The sequence below is a fragment of the Phocaeicola sp. ICN-14070 genome (assembly GCF_037892625.1).
In the GTDB taxonomy this organism is placed as follows: domain Bacteria; phylum Bacteroidota; class Bacteroidia; order Bacteroidales; family Bacteroidaceae; genus Phocaeicola; species Phocaeicola plebeius.
In genome coordinates this window covers 1-24,354 of sequence record NZ_JBBKBF010000008.1, presented here as the reverse complement: position 1 = coordinate 24,354, position 24,354 = coordinate 1, and the positions used below count along the sequence as shown (strand labels likewise).

Sequence of the window (24,354 nt, the reverse complement as noted above, 5' to 3'; positions counted from 1 at the left end):
CCTCCTTCTGCGCTGAAGAATTGCTCACAGCAAGCAGAAGGAGGTTGCTTTATTTTATAGCCTAAAATTATTTCACCACAAAGTGATAAGTTCCCGACAACAATTCCGCCTTGCACATTCCATCCTGATATGTCACTTCTTTTATACCCTCTTTCCCAGCTTGTAACGCGCGACCATTTTCAGTTACGCTATCCATTGAAGCAGCAGGCAAATAAAGTGTCGCACTGGTATTTGCCGGAACTGTGAATGAATACCTCACCTCTCCGCCTTTTACTTCCCATGCACTTTCTATACGTCCACACAGCGAATCATAATATCCTCTGGCAAAAGTCATCTTTCCTGTAGGGTCTACCTTAGGACAAAGCACAAAATGCTTGAATCCCGGATGGTTTTCATCCCGCATAATACCCAGTGAATAGGCATACATCCATGCCCCGACAGCTCCAAAAGAATAATGATTAAACGAGTTCATCCGGTTGTTCTCGCCAAATCCGTCGACATGCGTATACGAGTTCAGGCGTTCCCAAATGGTCGTAGCTCCCTGCTCCACAGAATACAGCCACGAAGGATAAGTAGTCTGTTGCAGCAGGTTGTACGCCACCTCATCATATCCATTGTCCGAAAGTGCCTTGTTAATCCATGCCGTACCGATAAATCCCGTCATCAGCGAATAAGCCGGATAAGTCTTTCCATCGTCTGCCACATTCTCCCTCTGCACCGTATGCGCCAGATTAGCCGCAAACTGTTCTTTCCATTCTGGGTTCACAATGCCGAAAGATAGAGGAAGCACGTACGAAGTCTGTATATCCACCAGTTTTCCCTTTTCCGGACCGTTTGCCCCGGAAGAAATCGTTTTCGCTGTCTGCGGGTCAATATATGTACGGTTGAAGAACGCCTTACGTTCGTCATACAACTTCCCAAACTTTTCCGCATCCTCCTTTTTACCTAAAATCTGAGCCACTTTTTTCATAATGTCCAAATCATAAAGGAAGTATGCTTCCCACATCAGTGTTTTGTCATTCTTGTTGTCCTCCGGTCCCAGCCAGTCGCCCAAGTTTCCCCAGACCTTTTCCTGTTCCAATATGCCCGTCTCCGGATTGATATTCCTGGTCCGTACATAATCCACATAACGGCACATCGCCTCATAGTGCTCTGCCAGCAAACTCTTGTCACCATATTGCTGATACACTTCCCACGGCACTGTAATACCAGCACTACCCCACAGCAAGCCACCAAATCCGCCACCTAGAGGAGCCACATCCGGGAAACGGCCATCCTCACGCTGTACGTCCCTCATGGCACACAAATAACGACGCAAGAACTGCGGTACATCTGCCAGGTAAGTGACCGTGCGGGAGAATACCGATATATCACCCGCCCATCCCAAACGCTCGTTACGCTGCGGACAGTCGGTCGGGATAGAGAAGAAATTGGCATAAGTAGACCACACAATATTGTGCCACAACTGATTAACCTTCTTATTAGACGTTTCATACTTGGATGCCAGTCCGTCAATCGAACTTAACACCACTCCTTTCACATCCTCCAGCGGCAAAGCTTTGTCTATGCCCGTAATCTCAATGAAGCGGTATCCATGATAGGTAAATCGCGGGGCAATCGTTTCATTTCCTCCTTTCGTGATATATTTATCCTGCGCCATGGCTGCACGAATATTTTCCAGCATAATCATTCCCTCGTTTCCGGCATAACGCGGCAGGTCGGGATATTTCACCTCGGCATAACGCAGATTGATTTCCTGTCCTGCCTTGATTCCCTTGAACGTGATTTCTGGCACTCCTACCATATTCTGCCCCATGTCGTACACAAAGATGCCCGGACGAACCTCTTCTACCGATTGTGCCGTAAGTTTCTGAATGGCCTTTACCGTCTGACCGTATTGAGCCACCAAGTGGAAATTGGAATAATCATCGACTTTAGGCATTGTTCCTCCACCTAACCGACTGACATGACCTCCCAGCGAAACTTCTACCGCTTTCTTCCAGGCCGAATCATCATATCCCGCTTTCGTCCATCCTTCAATCGCTTTTTCTCTCAAGGCATCATATACCTCTCCCTGAAAGAAACTGCCATACACCACAGGCCCCTGATTAAAATACTTCCACGTATCCGGAGAAGTTACAATCGTCTGTACCTTTCCATCCTCATAAGTCACAACCAACTGTGCCAGCAATGACTGACGGTCGCCAAAGAAATTCCAGTTTTCTCCGGCATAAGTTGCTCCTCCACTCCACCATCCTTCGGCCAAAATGGCTCCAACGGCATTCTTTCCTTTCGCAATCAACTTCGTCACATCGTACACCTGATACAGATGCGTTTTATTATACTGTGTCACGCCCGGGTTAAAATAATCCTCTCCTACGCGCTGTCCGTTGAGATACATTTCATAAATACCACGAGAGGTAACATACAAACGAGCCTTACGAACCTTATGGGATTCAGATTCACTTCTCCAATCTGTACCTCTCCTTTTTTCAGTGTGGTAAAACCCAAATTGGAATACAAAGAGAACGTATGCAGCTGATATTGATTCTTCGCATTCAGCACATCAACGGGTAGCATAAAAGATTTCAAAGGAACAGAAGGTTTATCATCCGGCTGATAACCGGCACGATAAATATGTATCCAGGCATTTCGTCCGTCTTTCAAAAGAGACAAATCAAACTCCACTTTTATGTATGATTCATCCTTCCCGCTGGCAATGTGATAGATGTTCTTATTCGCATTCATCAGACGTTCATCGTTGGCACCATACACAAATGATATCTTGCGCGACGTAGCCTGTTTTTTCATCTGAAATGAACAATCCAGTCTGAATACTGGCAAATAATGTGAATAAAGCACCATATCCTCGTCACTGCCTCCAATCCAACGTGCTCCGTTCCAGCCTTCTTTATCATCAGACGTCATCAGGCTTGTCTCAAACCAAGCATCTTTTTCCGCAATTTCTCCCTTATTGTTCCAGATTTTTACTTTCCAGATATAACGGGTAGCCGGCTTCAACGCCTCTCCCTGATAAGTCACATGCTGGGATACATCCGTTGTCACTTTTCCGGAATTCCAGATTACCTTTCCAGCCTCATCCTTTACCTCTAATTGATAAGCTGTCTGATATATGCCTCTTTCGTGTGGGTTACTTACAAGTTGCCAACCGAATCTGGGGATTGACGTATCTAACCCTAAAGGATTCTCAGCTAACCCCACTTTCATTTCAGCTATTGACATGTATTCCTTCCTATAAGTGCTGCTCGATAAAATTATTCCTAACAAAATTATTATCAAAAAAGATTTTCTACCCATACCTCATTATAATTAAATTTCTCTCGAAATTACAAAAAGAGATTATCTCAAATAGAATTACAAAAAAATTAAAAATAAAAAACCTCCTACTTTTAGACATATCATTAAGGTAAATGAAAGCTAAAGCAGGAGATTTTTATATTATAATTTACAGACTTTAAGTAAGTCTATCCATTGATTCTCCTTTAGAGCACCAACTAAATAGCTTTACAACTACTGACCTAATTTCGCTTTTCGCAACAAAGTCTGCATTTCAAATAACTTTTCAGGATATTGAGCCGCTACATTTTCTTGTTCGTTAACTTTCTTCATTTCATACAATTGTGGAATACTGTCATTACCTGTTTCTATTCTCGGTCCCCAAGTAATCATGCGTGGCCCATCATTTGGTTCTATATATTTCCAATCTTTAGTTCGGATAGACAATACATGATTAGCCGCAAACTCTACAACCCAGGGACGATCTGTATTATCCGTACCCAATAGATTACCTAACCGGTTCCAACTATCAGGAGCACTCCCTTTAGGTAAACGTGCATGAATTAGCTCTCCTAATGAAGCCATCCAATCAATCTGCGACATCAACACATTTGATACGCCCTTTTTTTGTATCATTTTTGGCCAGCGCACAATGGCAGGAACAGTTGTTCCACCTTCAAAAGCACTATACTTATAACCTCTTAGCGGTCCGGAAGGCGTATGCCCATTCAACAGTTCTTCAGCTCGATCATCATAACCATCATCCACAACCGGCCCATTGTCACTAGACAAAATAACAAGCGTATTTTCTGTTAAACCCAATCTATCTAACGTTTTCATAATTTGGCCTACACTCCAGTCAAATTGCAGAATAGCATCTCCACGCAACCCCATCGGACTTTTTCCTCGAAAACGTTCGTGGGGGAAACGGGGTACATGCACGTCATTTGTTGCAAAATAAAGAAAAAACGGTTCATTTTGATGCTGGCTGATAAAATCAATAGCATGCGAAGTAATAGAATCAGCAATATTCTCATCTTTCCACAATGCCTTTCCACCTCCTTTCATGTATCCAATACGGCTAATACCGTTCACAATTGACATGTCATGCCCATGGCTTGGCTTCAGGTTATACAATAGCTCAGGATTGTCTTTTCCTGTAGGTTCTCCTGGAAAATTTTGCTTATAACTCACCTCGATAGGAGCTGTCGGATCATATCCCGCCACTTGTCCATTCTCTATAAATACGCAAGGAACACGGTCAGCTGTAGCAGCCATAATATAATGATAATCAAATCCCAAATCAGCCAAAGAGGCAGGTAAAGGAGCATTCCAATCCTGCTCACCAGTCTTATCACCTAAGCCTAAATGCCACTTGCCAACGGCTCCAGTCACATAACCAGAATGCTTAAACATATCAGCCATAGTATATTGTTCAGGACGAATAATCATTCCTGCATTTCCAGCTGCAACATCTGTACCTTTTTTCCTCCAAGCATATTCACCCGTCAATAATGAATAACGTGAAGGAGTACTGGTAGCAGCCACAGCATGCATATTCGTAAAACGTAACCCTTCATCAGCCAGCTTGTTCACATTTGGCGTCTCTATATTTTTCGCGCCATAACATTGCAGATCACCATACCCCAAATCATCTGCATAAATGATAATGACATTGGGCAATAGGCGTTCAGTTACCTCATTCTTATTGCTATCTTCCACAGAAGCTCCACTAACCCAATTACAAACAAACGGAGAGAGTAGAGAGAATGTTAAATACTGTATTTTCATATCATTAATTATTATCAGTACTAATCACGTAAATTGGGATTTATATTCTGCTCTGACAAAGGAATAGGCCATTTATAATCTTGCGGATTGCGAAAATCACGACGTCCAACATACCAACGACAATTCCCTGTAGGATCTATTTCCTTAGTAGAGGAAGCATAAGTAGTAGAAGAAGGGTAAGGTGCTCCCCAAACTTCTCCAACTAAAACCTTGTCTGCAATTTCCCAACGCAATAAATCCCAATAACGTATTCCCTCATAGGCCAATTCTATTCTTCGTTCGTTACGGAGTCTTTCCCGTAAAATAGACGGATCTGTTTCTGTAATAGGAGGCATCTCTACCCCGGCACGACCACGCACTTTGTTGATTGTAGCATCTAATATAGGCTTATCAATAACCTCTCCCCCTTCAATCAAACATTCCAGATAACCCAACAACACTTCCGCATAACGAATTATAGGTGTCACTGCGCTATAGCTTTGAATATCATTAATCGGATTCTCATCAAAATACTTCCGCCACATGAAACCTGTTTTTGATGCTTCTGACGAATAATCAAGTCGCTCTTTAGCAGAAGCTTCATAATCTGGACTCATGCGATACGTTGTACCCATAAAATCCACACCATTATAAAACAAAGTATAGTCCAAACGAGGGTCACGGTTCTCTCCTAAATTATTTGGATTATAACGTGGGTCATCATAACTGAACGGAGTACCATCAACAAATTCATAAGATTCAAACAAGCCGGCAGAAGGATTGGAAAGACTCCATCCTCCATCTTTAGCTGGAAGCACTTGCTGAGGCATACCACAGCCAAAATAATTCTCCAAATAAGCAATATAGAAAATATTCTCTTTATTGCCAACCCCGGTACCTGGCCAGAATAATTCCGGATAACTCGTGTGGATATCATTGTCTCCATAATCTATGATTTCCTTATAAGCGGCAGCTCCACTCGCCCAATCTTTTTGAAGCATACATGTGCGGCCTAGAAAAGCCAAAGCAGCCTGTTTGCAGGCACGGCCCGTTTCACTTGAAGCAAGATCCTTAAAGCGTGGCAAATCTGCAGCAGCTTCTTTAAATTCAGTAGCACACCATGCCAATATTTCAGCTTGTGAAGTTTTTTTTACAGTATTTGCTTCCTCACCACTCAATACAGTAGTAACCAATGGCACATCTTTAAAATAACTTGCCAAATAATGATATTGGATCGCACGCAAAAAACGAGCCTCAGCTATCATCCTCTTTTTCAAATCCGACTCCGGCATCCTTTGCATTCCTTCCAAGAAACGGTTACATTTACCTATACGCGAATAAGCTGAAGACCAGTAATTCTTTATAAAAGAATTCGTATTCAACAACTGTCCGCTGGCTATCTTGTAAAAGTCATTATTTTCTCCCCGGCGGTCAAACGCATTGTCTGTCAAATGTTCCATAAACAGCAACCCATGATAAGACCAGAAATCAGACACGCTATATTCCAAGCCATTAGTTATCTTTCCACGATAAAGAGCAGTCAAGGCAAGTTCTGCATTTTTTTCATCATTCCAAAAATTTTCTTCCGATAGGTCGGTCAGAGGCAATCTTTCCAAGTCACATGACGAGAAAGACAATGAAGCAAGCAAGGTAGCAAGCATCAAATATTTAGAACATTTCATAAGGCTTTAGAATTTTAATGTTAAACCAAAGGTGTAAGTAGACATAGTTGGATAATATTGTCCATCATTACTTGTATTCTCAGGATCCCAACCTTCACGATAGCTTTTAAATGTCAGCGGATTATCCAAACTTACATAAAAACGCATACCACTGGAACCAAACTTCCGAGTCACAGATTCAGGCAATGTATAGCCTAACTGGATGTTACGAACTTTGACATAAGAAGCATCCAACACCCAATAATCAGAAGTTAACGTATTATTGCTTCCCGCATTCGACATCACCTCCAAACGCGGGTATTCAGGATAACGATTGTCTTGCTGCACATTCCAGCAGTTTTCCATCTGCCAGCGCTGTATATTGCCTTCCTGATAGAAAGCATATCCGGCATATACAGAAAGTTTACCTTTTACACCAGCAACTCCCTGTATCAGCATACTAAAATCGAATCCCTTATATTCAGCACCCAGATTCAGACCAAAAGTATATTTCGGAATGCGTGAACCCAAGTATGTTCTGTCGTCAGGCGTTACTTTTCCATCACCTGTAATGTCTACATAACGGATATCTCCAGCCTGTGAACCTTTGGCTATTTCAGTCTGATCATACCAATCGTTCACTTCCGCGTCCGTCAGAAACACACCATCTGTCTTATATCCATAAAACATCTGCATTGGATAACCGATAAACAAATCACTTCCATTACCTACCATGCCATTATTTTGGGTTACATTTCCCATTCCCAACGTTAAAACCTTATTCTTAATAATAGACAAATTACCATTGACATGATAATGGAAATCACCGATTGTATTTTGATGTCCTATTTCAAATTCCCATCCTTTGTTTTCTAGTTCACCGGTATTGACCTCCGAAATAGACAATCCAAAAATAGAAGAATAACTGGCTGCAGGCTTATAAAGCACATCCGTTGTCTTCCGATAGAAATAAGTAGCATTCAAGGTCAGTTTATTATCGAAGAAACCGGTCTCGATGCCAAAATCAGCCGTGCGAGTACGTTCCCATTTCAATGTCGGATCTACATAAGTCGTAACGGCGGCTCCTTGTGTATATACACCTCCAAACACATAATTCTGCGCTTGTCCTAATGTATACACAGACTGATAAGGATAATTACCGATATTATTATTTCCCAATATACCGTAGGAAGCCTTTATTTTCAAATTATTGAACCAGTCGGACACGTTTCTCTCCTGCCAGAATTTCTCTTCAGATACACGCCATCCGGCGGCTACAGAAGGAAAGAAACCAAATTTCGTATCTGAGGGGAACTTTGAAGAACCGTCATATCGCATGGTCGTCTCAAAAAGATACCGCTGATTATAATTATAAGTCAAACGACCAAAAACAGACTGTATTGCCCAGTCATACCCACCTCCATCGTTGGTTTGACCGTCAGCTCCACCCGCTCCCAAATACGGCACATCATCTGATGGAAAATTATTACGGCTTCCACTTAATGTACGTTGCCCTTCATCTTCCCAAGTATAGCCCAGCAATACCGACAAATTATGTCTCTTTGCAATGGTAGTATTATAATCGGCTACAGCCTGAAATGTCTTATATACGGTACGCGCCATGGAATTGGTTAAAGATGAAGGACCTGTACTTCGACCACCAGCCAGCGTCATATCTGCCCTATAGTTACGGACGGTGCTTAACGCATAATTATATCCACCAATAGCTCTCAACGTAAGTCCTTTTACAGGTTTCCAGGCAAGCTCGATATTACCATTGAACTTGTCAAAATCCTCACGGTAAAAAGAAGCACAATTCACCCATGCAACAGGTGTTCCTTGCAGCTTAGGACCCGAGCCGATTTCACCAGTCGACAAATAACTAGGTGTCAATCCCGGATAACGGACAGCATTGGCTATAATTCCTTTGAATCCCCCATTGTCAAGTACTCCAGGAGTAGAAGGTTCATGCCTGTCAGATGTCATTCCGCTGACTCTCACACTAAGTGACACGTTTTTAGCAATTTCCGCATTCAGGTTTACTCTAGCATTGTAACGGTTATAATAATTATTATCCAGTAAACCATTCTGACGGAGATATCCAAGTGAAGCCATATACTGAAGTTTTCCAGAACCTCCATTCACACTTAATTCATGCTTAGTCTGCAAGGCATGTCCACCAAGCAATTCATCCAAATACATTTCATCAGCATAATTGTCCGGATCGGAACCATCACGATATTTCCGAATCATCTCTGGAGTGTAAGTTTCTGTTCCCATCGCCATATTATAGTATTCTGCATACTCATACGAATGGGCAAAATCAGGTAATTCCGTAGCCTGACTCATACCTATAGAACCATTGTAGGTAATATGTGTTTTGCCTTCCTTTCCTTCCTTTGTAGTTACAAGGATTACCCCATTTGCCGCACGCGAACCATAAATCGCAGATGAAGCCGCATCCTTCAGCACTGAAATGCTTTCTATTTCCGACGGAGTCAAATCACTAAGAGAACCAGGCATCCCATCAATCAGCACCAACGGATCAGGGGTAGCTCCGAAAGAGCCTACTCCACGCACACGAATTGTACCGGCATCTTGTCCCGGATTTCCACTTGTCTGTGTGATAGTTACTCCAGATAACTGGCCAGTCAACATATTGGAAACATCCGGAACCGCACGTGATTCTAAAGTTTCACTGTCTAATGTTGCAATAGAGCCTATCACATTCACCTTTTTCTGTGCTCCATAACCAATGACTACGACTTCATCCAACGTTTCAGAATCTTCTCTTAAACTAATAGCTATTTGTTTCCCTGAAAGCACTTGTACACTTTGGTTCTTGTACCCTACATACGAAATGTCTAGCATAGCTCCTTCGGGCACTTCCAACATAAAATTACCGTCAATGTCCGTAATCGTACCATTAGAAGTTCCTCGTTCCATGACTGTTGCACCAATAATCGGTTCGCCATTCACATCCCGAACAGATCCTTTTGTCTGCAACTTTTTGGACGAAACCACCCCATTCTCGGACTTTTTTATAATAATATTCTTATCTTTAATCTCATAAGTAATTCCTATTTGGCCAGCCAAGATTTGCCGAACCACATCATCTATATTCCCGTCTTGCACGGAAATGGAAATGTGTTTCTGTGTGTCCACATCAACTGATGAAAATACAAATGAATACCCTGACGACTTCTTCAACTGTTCCATCGCCTCCTTTACCGTCACATTACCGGTTTTCAGTGTAATATTCTGAGAAAAGACCGATAAGTTCAGGCAAAGCGCTGCCGAGGCTACTAACATAGCCTTATTGAAATATCTCATAATTCTGTTGATTTTTAATTAAATAACTAAAATAAGAATTGTAAGAATCGAAGAATACCTATCTTTGCGGCATCTTTGATTCAAGTTTTTGCCCTATGCAGAAGACTTGCAAACCAGCAAGGAGGATGTGCCCGCATCTTCCTTGTTTTTTATGTCTTCGCCTTATAGACCCTGTCAGCCGGAAGATTCTATGTTCATGGTGTTTCTCTTTTTAAGGTTTGACAAATTAGTTAATAAAGGATGTATTTTTCATTTTCGTATCGATACTTCATACGATTGGTTGAAGCAATAGTTTCCAGTACTTCTTCTATAGTATTACCCATCACCTTGAAGCTACCGTAGAAACGACGGTTCTTCAGGCTGTCGGCTATCTCAATTCGTACATCGTAGCTACGCATCAATTTCTTGGCAATGTCTTCCAATAATTCCTCGTCGAAGAACAGCTCATCATTTGTCCATAGCATGGAATTCTCTGCACGGGCTCTCGATTTCACCATTTCGCCCGTACGCTTGTTCAGCACCATTTTCTCATTAGGAGAAAGATATAAGTCCGACATGGATTTCAAACTATTATGCAAAGCAACCTTTCCCTCCAATAGACTCACCGTCACTTCTTCATCATCCGAGTAGTTCTTGAAATTGAACTTGGTACCCAATACACGCAAGTCTACTTCATGCGTATGAATCTCAAAAGGAAGATCTTGATTATGAACCACCTCAAAATAACCTTCTCCTTCCAGACTGAGCTGACGGTTATCCATACCAAATCCCTGCGAATAGGTGATTTTGGAACCGGCATTCAGCCACACTAACGTACCGTCCGGCAAATACAGCTTAGTACGTGCTCCCAGCGGAGCCTCTACCACCATATCCGAGAACGTCTGACGAAGTGTTTCCTGTCCTTTCCAGTAACCGGCCAGCGGAAGCAGCACAATCAATATCACGGCTGCCACCCGGTAGAAGGTCTTCCATGAGAAACGGTACACTTTCTGCTCTTTATTTCCGATTCGTTTCTGGAAACGGGCAAAAGCTTCTTCTTTATCAAACACCTTATCTTTTGCAGCTACTCCCGATGAAAACCAGACTTCTATCTGATTACGGACGTACATCCGGGTCTCGTCCGACTGCTGGCTCCAGTTTTTCAATTCCTGAAAAGCGTCTGCCGTCAGACTACCGGAAAGGTATTCCGCAATCAACTGATCAATCCGTTCATTTATCATTTCTTCGTGCTGCATAATTTGCTGTGTTTATAAGTAAGACAAAAAAGAGAAAAAAGAGGGTAGTCAAAAAAGAAGATTTTTTCAATTTCCCAGAAAAATATACCACACGAGCAGCTTCAGATAGCCTGACATGCGCCTCTGAAGAAAGGCCAATGCATTCTTTATGTGATACTTAACTGTATTGACAGAGATATTCAACTCGCGGGCTATTTCTTCGTATTTTTTTTGTTCAAAACGACTTTTTTTGAAAACCACACGACATTCTTCTGGCAGGGCCTCAATACTGCGTTCAAGTTCTTCCTCCAGTTCCTGCTCCAACAGATAACCTAACGGATGGTCTTTCTCTATAAATAAGGTATCCAGAAATTCCGCATTCTCGGGAAGAGAAAAAGAAGAAAACTGCAATTCTTCACGATGTGCAAGCGAATTCAGTTCATTCAAGCAACGATTACGAACCGATTTCATCAAATAGGCTCTCAAAGAATAAGTGATTTCCACCTCACTTCGATGTTCCCACAAATAAAAGATGGCATCATCTACCACCTCCTCCGACAAAGACGTGTCATGGAGAAACAAATCTGCGAAACGGCAGAGAGGGACATAGTGCCGGTCGTAGATGTGTCTGAAAGCAGATTCATTTCCACATCGCAGTTCTTCTATCAGTTGTTTTTCCGTCATAGATTGATTCATACTCAGCAAATTTAGAGATTTTCTGGCTATATCCACGGTTTTCCTCCATTATTTCATGTAAGGATATACCCAAGTAAAAGAAAAGCAGGCCTAATAATCTACAAAACCGACAGAATTAACTCAAAATTCAGTAATATATTCCTCAAAACGCTTTGAAAAATTCTCTGTTTCACAGTGCAGGATTTGTATCCCACAGTGTGAAATATGTATCCTACACTGTGGTTTTTGTATTTCACAGTGTGAAACAGAGAATTTGCCTTTGCAATTCCAAAAAGATGAACCGACAAACAGATATTCCCCTCCTAATCCGGAAAAGAATAAAAATTTATCGTTTTTCGATAAAATATTTCTGTTTTTCTTTTGCAGTTCAAAAATAATACTTACATTTGCATATCGAAAAACGATAAATATTTATCGAATACAAGCGCAAACAAACACTATTATTTACACACAAACACGTACAATTATGAAAAAGACATTCACAAAAAAGACACTGGTAGCAGGAATCGCTGCTGCATTGATGACATTGACAGCCACAAATGCAAACGCAAAAGAAACCTTCATTTACGGACAGAACCAGCAAAGCCTGATTGTTTCCACCTTAAATGAAGACGGCAAAACACTTACTCCCAAGTGGAAGTACGAATACCAGTACGACACATTGGGAACTATGACCGAGAAAAAAGCTTACCGCTGGGATGCAGAACAAATGACCTGGACACCAGCTTATCTGCTGACTTGGAGAACTGAGGGGCCAACCCTTCAGAAGCTTTCTGAAAACAAATAAACTAACCACTTAAAACGCACAAATTATGGGACGCACTATCAAATTATTACTGTATTTCTTCGCTTACCAATTAGCTTTCATGGGAGTAGCCATCTGTGGATATATGTTATATCAAGGCAGTTATGAGGTTCCACAGACACCAGACAGCCTGTATACAAACCTTATCATGCTGGCACAAATCCTCTCCACCGCGGCAGTAGGTATCCATCTGTTAGTGGGGAAATATGTGGGACTGGACCAGAAGACTTGGGGGTATCACAGCTCACCCAAATTGTTAGCTACCTCAGTGGTATTCATTGTAGCGATGGGCTTATGGACCAACTACTTTAATGAGCTGGCCGACTTACCTAACAACATGCAGGAAGCGTTCGAAATGATAATGCGTAACCCACTGGGTATCATTTCCGTGGTTATCATGGCTCCTATCATAGAGGAACTGCTGTTTCGCGGAGCCATTCAGGGACATTTACTTCGCAAATGGAAACATCCGGCAGGAGCCATCGTAGTTTCGTCATTGATTTTCGGAATAGTACATGGCAACTGGGTACAGGCGCCGTTCGCCTTCGTGACCGGATTGGCACTGGGATGGATGTATTATCGCACAGGCAGTCTGCTGCCCGGCATCCTGATGCACTTTGTCAATAACAGCGCAGCCGTAGTTTCTTTCTTATTAGCAGACGACCCGAATGCCACCATGGTTTCTACTTACGGACAAACAGGAGCAGCTCTTATGGCAGCTGCAGGAATGGTTCTTACCATCATCTGTGTACTGTTTATTCAAAAGAAACTGGTTCCGCAGCCGGCAGTATGGCATCAGCCTGCTCAGGCAGAAACAATCGAAATAGAGAATAAAAAATGATTTGACCATTTAAAATCTTCATCTGCATTATGAAAAAGAGACTGAATATATTCTGTGTATGCATGATTGCTGCTTTCCTGTTGTCCGTTTCCGGGAATGTATACTTAATTATAGAAATGTTTGTAAACGGAGTAGAGGTAGGCATGAAAGCTGCACAAGGAGAAATCACTGAGATTCCTCAATATAAAATGGTACACGTCTTGCCTACTGACATGATGGAAACGACCGGAACAGTCACCAACTTGAAAGACGGCAGACAACTGGCTGTCAAACCGATTACAGCTCTTGTGGAATGCCCCTATTCCCATTCCAGCCATGGCTTTGAAGTGCTGCAAGGTCTCATCGGTTTTATTGTCATTATCGGATTTGTCTATGCAACTGTCTATTTCGCCAAACTGATGATACACATCAACCGGAATATCGTGTTCGACTGGATTAACGTAAAACACTTGCGCCGCGTCGGATGGAGTCTGACAGGAATGTGTGTGCTTTCTTTTATTAGTGTCTGGATTTCAAACCATCAGCTTGCACAATGCATTGAACTGGCAGGAAGCAAATTGAATATATTAGTTGCCTTCTCTGATTCCACACTGATTTTAGGCTTTATCGCCCTCTTAGCCTCAGAAGTGTTTGCCATCGGCTTACGGTTGAAAGAAGAGAATGAATTAACTATTTAACTTTGAATGCAAAGATGAAAACTACTAATACTAAATGGAAAGCTGCAACCGGTATCATTCTGATCATGATACTTACCTTGATGCTGCTGACCATCATTTACTGGCTGTTCATCGAGCAACAGATAGAAACACGTTCCCACCGCGTGTTAGTCATGATGGGAATGATTTATGGTGGAATGTACCTACACCATGTATTGATAAAACGCTATACCTGCTGGTGGAAGGTATTGACTGAAGAAGAAGAAGAAAACTAAACTGAATAATTTATGCCGATTATCGTAAATCTAGATGTGATGATGGCGAAACGAAAGATTTCGCTGGGAGAGCTTGCTGAAAGGATTGACCTAACGCCGGCAAATCTCTCTATTTTGAAAACAGGAAAAGCCAAGGCCATACGTTTCTCCACCCTGGAAGCAATCTGCAAAGAACTGGACTGCCAGCCGGGAGATATATTGGAATACAGAGTGGAAGAATGAGTCTAATATGTAGCAAGAATGCAGCTATCCGGAATGAAAAATCTCAGATAGCTGCATTTAAATTACCATTCAAATAATTTGCTTCTTGATAATAAGCAGGCTCCTATAACTCCAGCTTTAGCTTGTAACTTAGACAATACAACAGCCGAATCTTTGCTTACTAAATTTAAAGAATACTTACGTATAGCTGTCTTTATAGGTTGTAAAATATAATCCTCCGTCAAAGCCAAGGTTCCTCCAATTACAACTAGTTCCGGATTAAATAAATTTATCAACCCGGCGAGATAGCGACCTAACTTACGGCCTATCTCCTCAACCAGTTCAATACACAGAATATCTTCCTTGTTGGTCGCATCTACGATTTCTTCTAATGTGACAGACGTTTCTCCTGTAAGAATCCTTTTTGAAAGAATAGAACTTTGACCACTTTTCACTTTTTCACAAAGAATCCGATGTAAGGCTGAGCCTGAAACTTCTGTTTCCAGACAGCCTTTTTTTCCGCAACGACAAATTATCTCGTTATCAAACACACTAAAATGGCCAAATTCGCCTGAAAAGCCGGAACGACCTGTATAGATTTTCCCATCAATAATAAAAGCGGATCCTAATCCCCAGCTAATATTGATAAAAACAATATCTTTTTCTCCTTTCACAGCACCCTTCAACAATTCTCCGTAAGCCATCGCACGAGTATCATTATCAATGTTTACAGGAATCCCTATCTTTTCACCCAGAATTTCTGCCAATGGACGTTCTTCAAAATTGAACATGCTGAAACTATACCCTTCTTCAGGATTTACCCGCCCTGAAATATTTACCCCAACCTGAAGGATTCTTTCTTTGACAGTTTCATGCTTATCGATAAAATTACGGATATGTAGAGTCAACTCTTCCAAACTTTCCAGCGTATTATAAAGCCGGCACTCAACTCCCATCTGAACATCTACCATATCACCCGTGAAATTCATCAGACCGATGTTCAAACAAGAAGCTTTGATATCGACTCCTACCATATAGGCAGAATCAGGATTCAAGCCATAGAGATTGGGAGGTCTACCTTCACTGGTCTCTTGTTTTCCATAATTCATAATATACCCTTCTTCTACCAGCTCCATTACAAATTTAGTCACTGTAGGGATACTCAAATCTATATCCTTTGCCAGATCGGGAATAGTAGATGAATGGTTATGCATCAGATAAGTAATGATACGCTTCTGGGTAAGCATATTTTTTGTTCCACTTCCTAATCCTTCAATTAATCTTTGTACCATAGTCACAGCATTTAGGGTTAAACCTATAGTAATCTATATTATATTCTGTTTTAGTTCCTACAACTTCATTAATAAATTATTATATTTAAGGCTTTTAAATTTAGAAATACCTTATTAACTTTTACCTAATAATAGGACTGCTAAAATAATAAAATTAATAATACCATACAATAAAACAAAGTATTAATTATATCGGGAAGCTCTCAAAAAATCTTTCATTAAATAGCCATTATTTTAAATATTATGCTTATTTTAGCATACATGAGTTTCTACAACCTTAACCTGATAAAAACATCGTTATGAAGAAATTATTTTTGATTTTAGGCATACTAATTGCCCAATGCACAATAAATATGGCACAAGTTCCTACGCTGCTTCCCGATTACCCTATTACAAAAGGCGTATCTGCACCTTTCGCCGGCTTTATAAGAAACTGGCTAATTGTGGGGGGAGGTTGCAATTTCCCGACAATTCCTGCAGCCGAAGGAGGGGAAAAAGCCTATTACAATCAATGCTATGCACTGGATATTCATGCCGCATCTCCTCGTTGGAAAAAAATCTCTGATCTTCCCTATCCTATTGCTTATGGTTGCAGTGTGGAAACTCCCCAAGGACTGGTCTGCATTGGAGGAATGAATGCAGATTCTTGTCTTACCAGCGTATTTCGAATTCAAAAAGATTCTTCTTCTGAGAACTTTCTAATTTACCAACTTCCTTCTCTTCCTGAAACAATAGACAACGCCTCAGCCACAATGTTAAATGAATGTATCTACATCACAGGAGGGAACCAACAGTTACGACAAAACGTATTATACAAACTGGATTTAAAGGCATGCGACAAATGGCAAAAACTATCTTCTTTCCCCGGTCCTCAACGAGTACAACCCATTCTGGTCAATGATGGAAAGAAGCTTTATTTGATTGGAGGTTTTCAAGCCCCATCGGATTCTTCTGCCAGTATCCTTTCACATGACATATTATGTTACACCCCCCAAACTGACCGTTGGGAATATGATTCTCACATTCCTTATCAGGGAAACAAAGAAAAACGTTGCATGGCAGGAGGTAGCGGTGTGCAGACAGACACACATCTTATCCTGACAGGAGGAGTTAATTATCACATCTTCAAAAACGCACTGGATGGAAAAGCAGGAAAAGATTATTTAACTCACGCCCCCTCTTGGTACAAATTTAATAATGATATTCTATTTTATGACTTTACCCATAAAACATGGACCATAAAAACAAATATTTCAGGTATGGCACGTGCAGGAGGCATCCTGCTACATCGTGAAGGTTATTTATATATGATATGCGGAGAAATAAAACCAGGCATAAGAACTCCAAAAATTACAGTTTATCCTCTCAAAAAAGAAGAATAATTTCAAAATAAGCACATAAAACCTTGTAATATAAAAATTATATCCTTATTTTTGTAGCTATTAAATAAACTAATTTATTAAATATAATATTATGGAAAAGATTATTGGACTAATTGATGCCCCGTTTACTCCATTTTATGAAAATGGTGAAGTAAATTATGAACCCATTGCTGCTTATGCAAAAATGTTAGCAAAAAATGGACTGAAAGGTGTGTTTATCAACGGTTCATCTGGCGAAGGCTACATGCTGACCGAAGAAGAACGTATGAAACTGGCAGAAGAATGGGTGAAAGCTGCTCCCGAAGGTTTCAAGGTAATTGTACACGTAGGAAGCTGCTGTGTAAAGGCAAGCAAGATGCTGGCCGAACATGCTCAAAAGATTGGTGCATGGGGTATCGGTGCCATGGCTCCTCCATTCCCGAAAATTGGCCGTATCGAAGAACTGGTGAAATATTGTGAAGAAATCGCAGCAGGCGCACCCAACCTTCCTTTCTATTATTATCACATTCCGGCATTCAATGGCGCTTTCTTACCGATGGTAGAATTGCTGAAAGCTGTAGACGGAAGAATTCCTAACTTCGCAGGTATCAAATATACATACGAAAGCATTTACGAATACAACCAGTGCCGCTTGTACAAGAACGGAAAATTCGATATGTTGCACGGTCAGGATGAAACAATCCTTCCGTCATTGGCTATGGGCGGTGCACAAGGTGGTATCGGTGGTACAACTAACTATAACGGTATCAACCTGGTTGGCATCATCGATGCCTGGAAAGCTGGTGACATCGAAAAGGCACGCGAACTGCAGAACTTCTCTCAGGATGTGATCAACGTGATTTGCCATTACCGCGGCAATATCGTAGGTGGTAAACGAATCATGAAGCTCATCGGACTGGATTTGGGTAAGAACCGTACTCCGTTCCAGAATATGACAGACGAAGAAGAAGCACGCATGAAGGCTGAACTGGAAGCCATCAACTTCTTTGACCGTTGCAACAAATTCTAAATCCATCCTTATGTCTATAGAAACTTACGCTAAATATTGGGCCGAGAACTACAAGGAAGATCTCACCCATAACATCATGCCATTCTGGTTGAAGAATGGTCTTGACAAAGAACACGGTGGCATATACACCTGCGTAGCACGCAACGGTCAGTTGGTTGACACCACTAAATCGGTCTGGTTTCAGGGACGCTTTGCTTTCATTTGCTCGTACGCATATAACAATATTGAAAAAAATCCTGAATGGCTGGATGCTGCAAAGCTTACACTCGATTTCATCGAAAAGCATTGTTTCGACACTGATGGAAGAATGTATTTCGAGGTAGCAGCAAACGGAACTCCGCTCCGGAAAAGAAGATACGTATTTTCTGAAAGTTTTGCTGCCATCGCCATGTCGGAATATGCACTGGCTACCGGTAATAAGGAATATGCCCAAAAAGCACTTGACTTATTCAAGCGCATGCGCCATTTCCTGAATACTCCAGGTATACTTGAACCGAAATATTTACCCACGGTTCAGGCACAAGGCCATTCCATCACCATGATTATGGTCAATGTGGCTTCCAGCATCAAGAAAGTCATTTCCGATCCTGAACTCGATGCACAGATTGAAGAATCTATTTATGCATTGAAAAACTATTTCATGCACCCTGAATTCAAGGCTTTACTGGAAATGGTTGGCCCTAAAGGAGAATTTATCGATACAATGAATGGCCGTACCATCAATCCGGGACATTGTATCGAGACCTCTTGGTTCTTGTTCGATGTAGCACGTAACATGAACGATAACAAAGAGCTCATTGACATGGCTCTGACCATTCTTGACTGGTCCTGGGAATGGGGATGGGACAAACAGTATGGAGGTATCATCAACTTCAAGGATTGCAAGAATCTTCCTCCACAGGATTATTCACAAGACATGAAATTCTGGTGGCCACAAACAGAGACCATCATCGCTAACTTATATGCATATAAACTGACCAAGGACGAGAAATACCTGAAACGTCACAAACAAATCAGTGACTGGACGTATGCTCACTTTCCTGACAGTGAATTTGGAGAATGGTACGGATACTTGCACCGTGACGGAACAGTAGCCCAACCTGCGAAAGGAAACCTTTTTAAAGGTCCTTTCCATATTCCAAGAATGATGATAAAAGGATATACATTATGTAAAGAAATACTTGCCGGAGAATAATCCGGCAAGTTACATTACTAACTGAATAACCATAATATATGAAAAACTCAAAAATTTATCCGTGGATTGTTGTAGGCCTACTATGGGGGGTGGCATTGCTTAACTATATGGACCGACAAATGCTTAGCACCATGAAAGATGCGATGCAGGTCGATATTGTAGAACTGCAATCAGCTACCAATTTCGGCTATCTGATGGCAATCTTTCTCTGGATTTACGCACTGATGAGTCCCGTATCGGGTGTCATAGCCGACCGTATGAGCCGCAAATGGCTGATTGTTGGAAGTTTGTTCGTATGGTCTTCCGTAACCTATCTGATGGGAATAGCCGAAACTTTCAACCAAATTGTCTTTCTGCGTGCTTTAATGGGAGTGAGCGAAGCACTCTACATTCCCGCCGGACTTTCCTTGATTGCAGACTACCACACCGGAAAATCTCGCTCTTTAGCCGTAGGTATCCACATGACCGGTTTGTACACAGGACAAGCTATCGGAGGATTCGGAGCGACTGTAGCCGATGCTTTTTCCTGGCACACCACTTTCCATTGGTTCGGTATCATCGGAATTGCCTATGCCGTAATTCTGATGTTATTTTTACATGATAAAAAAACAGAGATTCTTCCTACAGAAAAACTGCAAGCCAATCCACAAAAAGAGAAAGAGAGCGTCTTTACCAGTCTGAAATCCTTGCTAACCAACGTAGCTTTCTGGGTAATCTTACTCTACTTTGCAGCCCCAAGTCTCCCCGGATGGGCTACCAAAAACTGGCTCCCGACCTTGTTTGCCGAAAACCTTGATTTACCCATGTCACAAGCTGGACCTATCTCTACTATAACCATCGCCGTATCTTCGTTCATCGGAGTCCTTATTGGTGGTCCTTTATCAGATAAATGGGTACAGAAAAATCTACGTGGACGCGTATATACCGGAGCTATCGGTTTGGGACTGACCATTCCGTCACTACTTCTATTAGGATTCGGACATAATCTGGTAGCAGTAGTAGGTGCCGGACTGCTGTTTGGTATCGGCTATGGAATTTTTGATACTAATAACATGCCTATCCTCTGTCAGTTTGTATCTCGCAAACAACGGGCTACTGCCTATGGAGTGATGAACATGATTGGCGTATCTGCAGGTGCTTTCATTACTCACCTTTTAGGACGATGGGGTGATAGCGGCAATTTAGGAGCCGGTTTTGCCATGCTAGCCATCGTGGTGGCTATTGCTCTTGGCGTACAGTTATATTTCTTACGTCCTAAAACTGACAATATGGAATAACTAAAAACTTTTATATATTATGATTGTTTCCAATTTACAAAATAGTAGTAGAATCGAACCGCTACATCCTTTATTTAAACAATTGTTCGATTACGTAAAGAGTCACGACTTACTGCATACACCATGTGGAAGAATAGAACTGGATGGAGATAGCCTATTTATCAACAACGTAAATCCCACATGCGTGAAAGAAGCTGAGCAGGTTTTGGAAGTACATCGTGACTACATTGATATACATATCCTCCTGGAGGGGAAAGAACGTATCGGTTGGAAAGCCATTGAAGATGTAACCCAACTGAAACAAGCATATCAGGAAGAAGGTGATTGCGCACTCTATTCAGATGTACCCACCACCTTTGTTGATTTACTTCCCGGACAATTTGCTATCGTATATCCGGAAGATCCACATGCACCTGTAATCGGAGAAGGGAAAATAAGAAAACTAATAGCAAAAGTAAAAATCTAAACCAACAACTGCATTATGAAAAAACTATTATCCTTATGTATCGGAATGCTTTCCATCGGTCTGCACGCTGCTGATACTGTTTTTGTTAAAATTCCACAAGTACCTATATTAATAGAAAGACATGATAATGTCTTGGCTTATCTGCGTCTCGATGCCAAAGAAACAAAGACCCTTGACAATGTCACTATCTCGTTCGACAAGAACGTACCTTTGTCACAAATCAAAGCTATTAAATTGTATTATGGAGGAACAGAAGCCCCACAAGACAGAGGGAAAAAACGCTTTGCTCCAGTAGAATACATTTCCAGCAACAATCCGGGACAAACCCTTTCGGCTAATCCGTCCTATTCTATAAAAAAAGCAGAAGCAACACCTAAGAGCAATACTCTAACACTCGAAGGAAAACAAAACCTCTTTCCTGGATATAATTTCTTCTGGATTAGCATAGAAATGCAGCCTACCGCTTCACTACATACAAAAATCTGTGCAGAAGTAACTCAAGTAAAAGGTGACGGAAAAATTATACCTACAAAAAGTACAACTGAACAAAAAGTCGTACAAAGAATGGCAGTAGGAGTTCGCCATGCAGGTGATGACGGTTCAGCCGCTTTCCGTATTCCCGGACTGGTTACTACAAACAAAGGCACTTTGTTGGGAGTATACGATGTACGTTACAACAGCAGTGCAGATTTACAAGAACATATCGACATAGGTCTCAGCCGCAGTACAGATGGAGGAAAAACATGGGAGAAAATGCGCTTGCCTCTATCGTTCAAAGAATACGGTGGACTTCCTTCTGCTCAGAATGGTGTAGGTGACCCTTCTATCTTAGTAGACACCAAAACTAACACTGTATGGATTGTAGCAGCATGGACGCACGGAATGGGTAACCAGAGAGCATGGTGGAGTTCACATCAGGGAATGGACTTGAACCATACCGCTCAATTGGTACTCGCCAAAAGTACAGATGATGGAAAAACATGGTCTGAACCAATCAATATTACAGAACAAGTAAAGCTTCCGGAGTGGTATTTCTTATTGCAAGGCCCGGGACGAGGTATCACAATGGAAGATGGTACATTGGTATTCCCCATTCAGTTTATCGACAAGACCCGTATTCCGAATGCAGGTATCATGTATAGCAAAGACCGCGGAGAAACATGGACCATACACCACCATGCACGTACAAACACCACAGAAGCACAAGTGGCAGAACTTGAACCTGGCACTTTAATGCTGAACATGAGAGACAACCGAGGAGGAAGCCGCGCAATATATACTACCAAAGATTTAGGTAAAACTTGGAAAGAACACGAATCATCTCGTACTGCCTTAATAGAACCCGTATGTATGGCTAGTCTGATTAGTGTAAAAGCGAAAGACAATGTATTAGGTAAAGATCTTTTAATTTTCTCCAACCCCAATTCAACAAATGCCCGCAAAGACATGACAATTAAAATCAGCATGGATGGAGGAAATACCTGGAGTCCGGAACATCAGCTTCTGTTAGATGAAGGATACAATTGGGGATATTCCTGCCTGACAATGATAGATAAAGAAACTATCGGTATATTGTATGAAAGCAGTGTAGCTCACATGACTTTCCAAAGCATTAAACTGAAAGATATTATAAAATAATTTATTATATAAAGATTTCAATAAAAAAGGGGCTATCAATTATGATATCCCCTTTTTTATTGCTGAATATCAGCATATATAAATAACATTTTTATCATTATACGTATAATCAGAATCACAATAAAAGAAATTCAACTTTATAAACTATCGGTAAAAACAAAAATACAACACAAATAAAATCGGTATTTCATAAAATATTTTATCAAATAATTGTGACATCAAATTTTTATTTCTATATTTGCCGCATGCAAATAGACGTATTAATAAAATTCATTTTAAAAAGGCCTTAAGTTAACTGAAGAATCATCAATCGCAAACTTTAACCTTATATATGCATGAATTATGAATAGAAAAATGAAGTCAGTCGGTATGTGGCTGTTACTAGGCAGTTTATCTACGGGTATGGCATATGCGGACTTATCAAAAAACGAATCTGAAATTGACATTGTACAACAATCTGGTATATGTCAAGGTATTGTGAAAGACGCAACAGGTGAATCTGTCATTGGAGCTTCTGTAATAGTAAAAGGAACTACAAATGGAACAATTACAGACATTGACGGAAACTTCTCTCTATCAAACGTAAAGAAAGGAGATGTTATTGAAATTTCTTTCGTAGGATATATTACACAAACCATAAAATGGGATGGTACTCCGATTAACATCATTCTGAAAGAAGATACCCAAACATTGGAAGAAGTTGTCGTAACCGGATATGGTGGTTCACAGAAACGAGCTGCATTGACTACGGCCATTTCAAAAATGGATGATCAAGTTCTGAAAAATGCTGCTATGAGTAACGCAGGACAGGCTTTACAAGGTTCTGTAACAGGTTTGCGAGTTATCAATACAACAGGACAGCCTGGAGCTGAACCTGATATCACTCTTCGTGGTGGAGCAACAATTACCGGTGGTAATAGTAAAGCATTGATTGTTGTTGATGGTATTATTCGCGAAAGCATGAGTGACATCAACCCTTCAGATATTGAATCTATACAAGTATTGAAAGATGCCGCTTCTACTGCTATCTATGGTGCACGTGCCAACGGAGGTGTTATCCTTGTAGAAACAAAAAGCGGAAAAGCAGGTAAAGCTTCAGTAAACTATAAATTTAAACTGGGTGTAAACTTTGCACGTTACGGATATGATTTCTGTAATGCCCACGATTATCTTTACTATAACCGTCTGGGTTATAAACGTTATACAAACAACGTACCGGGAGCAGCAAGCGTAGATACTCAAACTGGATATGGTACACAAAATGACCTTATCGACGTAAAATATCTAACCGATGAAAATTCTCATCTAAGAAATGAAGGTTGGTTAGTTATGGATGATCCATACTG

General features: G+C 41.1%; 20 protein-coding genes. 12 read left to right on the top strand and 8 right to left on the bottom strand.

The window, feature by feature from the left end; genetic code table 11:
• Nucleotides 1-67: 67 nt before the first annotated feature.
• The 7 genes from WKT20_RS04050 to WKT20_RS04025 form a co-directional block, all read right to left on the bottom strand.
• Nucleotides 68-2,431 carry a family 78 glycoside hydrolase catalytic domain gene (locus WKT20_RS04050; protein WP_445323258.1) on the bottom strand — a complete coding sequence of 788 codons (2,364 nt, stop codon included), beginning with the start codon at nucleotides 2,429-2,431 and terminating at the stop codon, nucleotides 68-70.
• Nucleotides 2,377-3,243, bottom strand: a complete 867-nt coding sequence (locus tag WKT20_RS18295) for a glycoside hydrolase family 78 protein (protein WP_445323257.1) — start codon at nucleotides 3,241-3,243, stop codon at nucleotides 2,377-2,379. Before WKT20_RS18295 ends, WKT20_RS04050 begins: the two co-directional genes overlap by 55 nt.
• A gap of 288 nt (nucleotides 3,244-3,531) precedes the next feature.
• The gene (locus WKT20_RS04045; RefSeq protein ID WP_118165716.1) at nucleotides 3,532-5,088 is read right to left on the bottom strand and encodes a sulfatase family protein; all 1,557 of its coding nucleotides are present in this window, start codon (nucleotides 5,086-5,088) and stop codon (nucleotides 3,532-3,534) included.
• A 20-nt stretch (nucleotides 5,089-5,108) separates the two neighbouring features.
• Nucleotides 5,109-6,749: a RagB/SusD family nutrient uptake outer membrane protein gene (locus WKT20_RS04040; protein WP_118165718.1), complete on the bottom strand. Its 1,641-nt coding sequence runs from the start codon at nucleotides 6,747-6,749 to the stop codon at nucleotides 5,109-5,111.
• Nucleotides 6,750-6,755: 6 nt separating this feature from the next.
• On the bottom strand, nucleotides 6,756-10,061 hold the full coding sequence (locus WKT20_RS04035; protein WP_118165720.1) for a TonB-dependent receptor: 3,306 nt from the start codon (nucleotides 10,059-10,061) through the stop codon (nucleotides 6,756-6,758).
• Nucleotides 10,062-10,291: 230 nt separating this feature from the next.
• A complete protein-coding gene (locus tag WKT20_RS04030) occupies nucleotides 10,292-11,296 on the bottom strand; it encodes a FecR family protein (RefSeq protein ID WP_304222570.1) in 1,005 nt (334 codons plus the stop codon).
• 66 nt (nucleotides 11,297-11,362) lie between these two features.
• On the bottom strand, nucleotides 11,363-11,971 hold the full coding sequence (locus tag WKT20_RS04025; protein ID WP_340416871.1) for an RNA polymerase sigma-70 factor: 609 nt from the start codon (nucleotides 11,969-11,971) through the stop codon (nucleotides 11,363-11,365).
• Nucleotides 11,972-12,437: 466 nt separating this feature from the next.
• On the opposite strand from WKT20_RS04025, the gene WKT20_RS04020 reads away from it, so the two are divergent.
• Genes WKT20_RS04020 through WKT20_RS04000 form a run of 5 tightly spaced genes read left to right on the top strand, consistent with a single transcriptional unit; the run spans nucleotide 12,438 to nucleotide 14,770 of the window.
• The gene (locus WKT20_RS04020) at nucleotides 12,438-12,758 is read left to right on the top strand and encodes a DUF3836 domain-containing protein (protein WP_117702919.1); all 321 of its coding nucleotides are present in this window, start codon (nucleotides 12,438-12,440) and stop codon (nucleotides 12,756-12,758) included.
• Between the two features lie 25 nt (nucleotides 12,759-12,783).
• On the top strand, nucleotides 12,784-13,617 hold the full coding sequence (locus tag WKT20_RS04015) for a CPBP family intramembrane glutamic endopeptidase (RefSeq protein ID WP_270653512.1): 834 nt from the start codon (nucleotides 12,784-12,786) through the stop codon (nucleotides 13,615-13,617).
• 29 nt (nucleotides 13,618-13,646) lie between these two features.
• Nucleotides 13,647-14,294 carry a DUF2975 domain-containing protein gene (locus WKT20_RS04010; protein ID WP_340416870.1) on the top strand — a complete coding sequence of 216 codons (648 nt, stop codon included), beginning with the start codon at nucleotides 13,647-13,649 and terminating at the stop codon, nucleotides 14,292-14,294.
• A 14-nt stretch (nucleotides 14,295-14,308) separates the two neighbouring features.
• Nucleotides 14,309-14,548, top strand: a complete 240-nt coding sequence (locus WKT20_RS04005) for a hypothetical protein (protein WP_340416869.1) — start codon at nucleotides 14,309-14,311, stop codon at nucleotides 14,546-14,548.
• Nucleotides 14,549-14,560: 12 nt separating this feature from the next.
• A complete protein-coding gene (locus tag WKT20_RS04000; RefSeq protein ID WP_007560176.1) occupies nucleotides 14,561-14,770 on the top strand; it encodes a helix-turn-helix domain-containing protein in 210 nt (69 codons plus the stop codon).
• A gap of 62 nt (nucleotides 14,771-14,832) precedes the next feature.
• On the opposite strand, the gene WKT20_RS03995 is transcribed toward WKT20_RS04000, so the two are convergent.
• Nucleotides 14,833-16,041 carry an ROK family transcriptional regulator gene (locus WKT20_RS03995; RefSeq protein ID WP_118165731.1) on the bottom strand — a complete coding sequence of 403 codons (1,209 nt, stop codon included), beginning with the start codon at nucleotides 16,039-16,041 and terminating at the stop codon, nucleotides 14,833-14,835.
• A gap of 299 nt (nucleotides 16,042-16,340) precedes the next feature.
• Here WKT20_RS03995 and WKT20_RS03990 point away from each other — a divergent pair, with 299 nt between their 5' ends.
• The 7 genes from WKT20_RS03990 to WKT20_RS03960 form a co-directional block, all read left to right on the top strand.
• Nucleotides 16,341-17,423, top strand: a complete 1,083-nt coding sequence (locus tag WKT20_RS03990) for a cyclically-permuted mutarotase family protein (RefSeq protein ID WP_340416868.1) — start codon at nucleotides 16,341-16,343, stop codon at nucleotides 17,421-17,423.
• A 91-nt stretch (nucleotides 17,424-17,514) separates the two neighbouring features.
• Nucleotides 17,515-18,432, top strand: coding sequence for a dihydrodipicolinate synthase family protein (locus tag WKT20_RS03985; protein ID WP_007560173.1), 918 nt, complete (start codon nucleotides 17,515-17,517; stop codon nucleotides 18,430-18,432).
• A gap of 10 nt (nucleotides 18,433-18,442) precedes the next feature.
• Nucleotides 18,443-19,627 (top strand): AGE family epimerase/isomerase, encoded by a 1,185-nt coding sequence (locus tag WKT20_RS03980; protein WP_340416867.1) that lies wholly within the window; start codon nucleotides 18,443-18,445, stop codon nucleotides 19,625-19,627.
• A gap of 38 nt (nucleotides 19,628-19,665) precedes the next feature.
• On the top strand, nucleotides 19,666-20,904 hold the full coding sequence (locus tag WKT20_RS03975) for an MFS transporter (protein ID WP_117702926.1): 1,239 nt from the start codon (nucleotides 19,666-19,668) through the stop codon (nucleotides 20,902-20,904).
• Between the two features lie 19 nt (nucleotides 20,905-20,923).
• Nucleotides 20,924-21,370 (top strand): YhcH/YjgK/YiaL family protein, encoded by a 447-nt coding sequence (locus WKT20_RS03970; protein ID WP_340416866.1) that lies wholly within the window; start codon nucleotides 20,924-20,926, stop codon nucleotides 21,368-21,370.
• 15 nt (nucleotides 21,371-21,385) lie between these two features.
• Nucleotides 21,386-23,008, top strand: a complete 1,623-nt coding sequence (locus WKT20_RS03965; RefSeq protein ID WP_340416865.1) for a sialidase family protein — start codon at nucleotides 21,386-21,388, stop codon at nucleotides 23,006-23,008.
• Between the two features lie 342 nt (nucleotides 23,009-23,350).
• Nucleotides 23,351-24,354 (top strand): carboxypeptidase-like regulatory domain-containing protein (locus WKT20_RS03960; protein ID WP_340416864.1); only part of this gene is annotated, 1,004 nt, incomplete at its 3' end.

What these genes read in the sequence shown, in the direction of transcription:
- WKT20_RS03995 (WP_118165731.1), bottom strand. Translation starts at nt 16,041, where the DNA reads ATGGTACAAAGATTAATTGAAGGATTAGGAAGTGGAACAAAAAATATG.
- WKT20_RS04025 (WP_340416871.1), bottom strand. Translation starts at nt 11,971, where the DNA reads ATGAATCAATCTATGACGGAAAAACAACTGATAGAAGAACTGCGATGT.
- WKT20_RS03970 (WP_340416866.1), top strand. Translation starts at nt 20,924, where the DNA reads ATGATTGTTTCCAATTTACAAAATAGTAGTAGAATCGAACCGCTACAT.
- WKT20_RS04035 (WP_118165720.1), bottom strand. Translation starts at nt 10,061, where the DNA reads ATGAGATATTTCAATAAGGCTATGTTAGTAGCCTCGGCAGCGCTTTGC.
- WKT20_RS04045 (WP_118165716.1), bottom strand. Translation starts at nt 5,088, where the DNA reads ATGAAAATACAGTATTTAACATTCTCTCTACTCTCTCCGTTTGTTTGT.
- WKT20_RS03975 (WP_117702926.1), top strand. Translation starts at nt 19,666, where the DNA reads ATGAAAAACTCAAAAATTTATCCGTGGATTGTTGTAGGCCTACTATGG.
- WKT20_RS04030 (WP_304222570.1), bottom strand. Translation starts at nt 11,296, where the DNA reads ATGCAGCACGAAGAAATGATAAATGAACGGATTGATCAGTTGATTGCG.
- WKT20_RS04015 (WP_270653512.1), top strand. Translation starts at nt 12,784, where the DNA reads ATGGGACGCACTATCAAATTATTACTGTATTTCTTCGCTTACCAATTA.
- WKT20_RS03980 (WP_340416867.1), top strand. Translation starts at nt 18,443, where the DNA reads ATGTCTATAGAAACTTACGCTAAATATTGGGCCGAGAACTACAAGGAA.
- WKT20_RS04020 (WP_117702919.1), top strand. Translation starts at nt 12,438, where the DNA reads ATGAAAAAGACATTCACAAAAAAGACACTGGTAGCAGGAATCGCTGCT.
- WKT20_RS04000 (WP_007560176.1), top strand. Translation starts at nt 14,561, where the DNA reads ATGCCGATTATCGTAAATCTAGATGTGATGATGGCGAAACGAAAGATT.
- WKT20_RS04040 (WP_118165718.1), bottom strand. Translation starts at nt 6,749, where the DNA reads ATGAAATGTTCTAAATATTTGATGCTTGCTACCTTGCTTGCTTCATTG.
- WKT20_RS18295 (WP_445323257.1), bottom strand. Translation starts at nt 3,243, where the DNA reads ATGTCAATAGCTGAAATGAAAGTGGGGTTAGCTGAGAATCCTTTAGGG.
- WKT20_RS04010 (WP_340416870.1), top strand. Translation starts at nt 13,647, where the DNA reads ATGAAAAAGAGACTGAATATATTCTGTGTATGCATGATTGCTGCTTTC.
- WKT20_RS04005 (WP_340416869.1), top strand. Translation starts at nt 14,309, where the DNA reads ATGAAAACTACTAATACTAAATGGAAAGCTGCAACCGGTATCATTCTG.
- WKT20_RS03965 (WP_340416865.1), top strand. Translation starts at nt 21,386, where the DNA reads ATGAAAAAACTATTATCCTTATGTATCGGAATGCTTTCCATCGGTCTG.
- WKT20_RS03985 (WP_007560173.1), top strand. Translation starts at nt 17,515, where the DNA reads ATGGAAAAGATTATTGGACTAATTGATGCCCCGTTTACTCCATTTTAT.
- WKT20_RS03990 (WP_340416868.1), top strand. Translation starts at nt 16,341, where the DNA reads ATGAAGAAATTATTTTTGATTTTAGGCATACTAATTGCCCAATGCACA.